The following is a 2,574-nucleotide window of genomic DNA, read 5'->3' as shown; positions in this document are numbered from 1 at the left end:
GAGCCCAAAGCAGTCAATCGTTTGACTTTTTTGAGCATTTCACAAAACTCACCGTGTATCACAATTGGGTGTACTCTCGCTTATCAAGTAAGAGGAGAAAGCTGATGGCAACACTGGGCCCGACACTTGCGGCACTATACGCTCAGCGTGCATTTATTATTAAGTTGTCACTGGGAGCCTTGGCTTATGTGTTAGTGGCGGGCGACGCACAGGCCCAAAGCGCACAGGGTTGCGTAGAATTGGGCTCTCCTCGGATAGAATATTCATCCGGATCTGAAAGCACTCGCGTTAATCAAACAATTTCAACGACGGAACGCACGTGTCTGCCGATCCCAAACGGACCCATTACAGGACTTACAATTGGAAACTCCTCTATCACGTCCTCTGGTGAAATTGAGTTGTATGTCCCGGGCCAGAATACCGTTCCAAGCAATGCTTCAGTTTTAACTCTCCTAAACGTTGATGTTGCGGCAGGTAGCGGAGACTTTGTTTCTCGTGAGGCCTTGGCTACGAACATCAACGGGAAGCTTAGAGTGAACCTCATTGGAACTTCGATTGGTTCCGGCAGATCAATGACGTTCGTTCCGTTCAACGGCGCGAATATCGACCCCACTGAAGTTTACTTCCAGTCAGACCGACCGTTAACCTACGACAACCTTACCGTTATAGGGGCTACCGAAGTGGTTTTCGGGGCGTACTATATCCAAACCCGGGTTGCCGAGGCTTCTGATTTCACACTGACGAATAGTTCGATTTCTTCAACCAGTGACATGGCGATAGCGGCAGGCACGACCGTTCGGCTCGATGCAGCAAGCAGTTTGAACACCGTAAACTTTGAGAATTTTGGCACGCTGGCCGGAACGGGAACCGTGAACGCATTTAACTTCACAGTTAAGAACGGAGGGGTGCTTTCGCCGGGCTTTTCAATTGGTACGCTTAACAATAGTGGCGGTATCGCCTTTGAAACTGGGTCAAGGATCTTAAGTGAAGTCGATCCGACGGCCGGTCAGAAAGCCGATTTGGTGTCATCCAGCGGGCCCGTTACAGGGATTAACCGCGCCACTATACAAGTCGAAGCCGCTCGTCCCGGCCTGACTGCGCAGGACTATGCTGCTGGCAACGACTACACGGTTTTTCAAGCCTCGCGTTTCGATGGAAACTCCCCAACTCTTGTTGCCGGAGGATCTCTGCCCGCCCTATCCAGTCTGAGTATCTCAAACACGCCAACCGCGGACGGTAGAATCGACATAGCGTTTTCGACCCTCCCCGTTTCGAGTTTACCACAACATCCATCAGTTGTTGGATCTCCCAATGCAAGCAACCTTGCTGGTGCGGTGGCTAACACCACAAACACGTCACCTGGAACTAATCTGACCAATGGCTCAACCTTGGGTAATACCGTTAACACGCTTACCAATTCAGGTTTGTCTGGATTTAATCGTGTGCACGCAGAGCCCTATTCCTCCAATTTGACCGTTGGGCTTGAGCAACTTGACCTGATAACAAACACTGTGCTGAGCCATGCTGACTGCCGCAAGTATCAAGCGGTTGGCTTCAGCAATGCGGATCAACCCGTTGCAGAAGGCGACATCGACTCGGCCCAGAGCCCGAGCGGCGCAATAGACTGCTCTGATCGGCGCTGGTGGATCGACACGGCCTATGTGAGCGGGGACGTTGATGGAAGCAATGGCCTTGGGACATTCGACTATTCGCTGGGCACGATTTTGGTCGGAGCGGATGTCGCAAGCACCGATAGAGGTGTGGTCGGCGTGTACGCAGGTTTTGGGACATCCTCCATGGATGAACACGATCAAGTCGATCAGGACTTTTCGACCGACAGCTATCATGTGGGCGTCTATGGGCGCACAACAACCGGAACTTGGGAGTTCTCCGGGCTGGTCGGTTACATGTTCGGTGAAACCGACGCCAAGCGAAATAACCCTTCTGTTGATGGCTTTACGGGAGGCGAGGCAAAGTCTGATTTGGACCAAGAGGGCATCCATGCCGGTATCCAGGCACGGAAGCTGTTTAACCTGAACAGCGGTGCAAGGGTTTCTACGGTTTTTGGATTGAACTACGGGCGTATCCAACAAGGCTCAGGCACAGAGACGGGCGGTGGTGATTTCAATTACTCGATTGAAAAAGCGAACGCAGAATCGCTGGTCGCTTCTATTGGAATTGACTACCAACGCGACTTCTTGACAGAGAATGGTTTGTTAACCCCAATCGCCTTCGCCCGGTATGAATATGACTTCTTTGCCAACAAAGACAGTGAGCACGAAATCACAGTCACAAGTCCATTGTTCGGAACATTTACACAAGTCGGACAAAATCGAGGAGCAAATGGCTTCGTTCTCGGGCTTGGCCTGGGCTATCAGATTTCTGAGCTGGCCAGACTAACGGCAGGATATGGTTATTCAGTTCGATCCAATGGCCAAGAACATGGCCTAGGTGCAAACTTAAGTGTTCGGTTTTGATTTGGCAGTACGGTTGTTTCAAATTTAGGAATCACACACGCCGACCATCGTTGTTGGGCCTTTACAAACGGACCCAGCGGACGTCCGCTTTGTCCGC

Annotated in this window: 1 protein-coding gene; it reads left to right on the top strand. The window is 51.4% G+C overall.

Annotation, left to right across the window (positions count from 1 at the left end):
- The first annotated feature begins 104 nt into the window (after positions 1 to 104).
- Positions 105 to 2,477: an autotransporter domain-containing protein gene (locus tag GOW31_RS21770; protein ID WP_253283495.1), complete on the top strand. Its 2,373-nt coding sequence runs from the start codon at positions 105 to 107 to the stop codon at positions 2,475 to 2,477.
- Positions 2,478 to 2,574: the final 97 nt, after the last annotated feature.

This window comes from Ruegeria sp. HKCCA0370 (assembly GCF_013033705.1).
In the GTDB taxonomy this organism is placed as follows: Bacteria; Pseudomonadota; Alphaproteobacteria; order Rhodobacterales; family Rhodobacteraceae; genus Ruegeria.
This window is presented reverse-complemented; position numbering and strand designations above follow the sequence as displayed.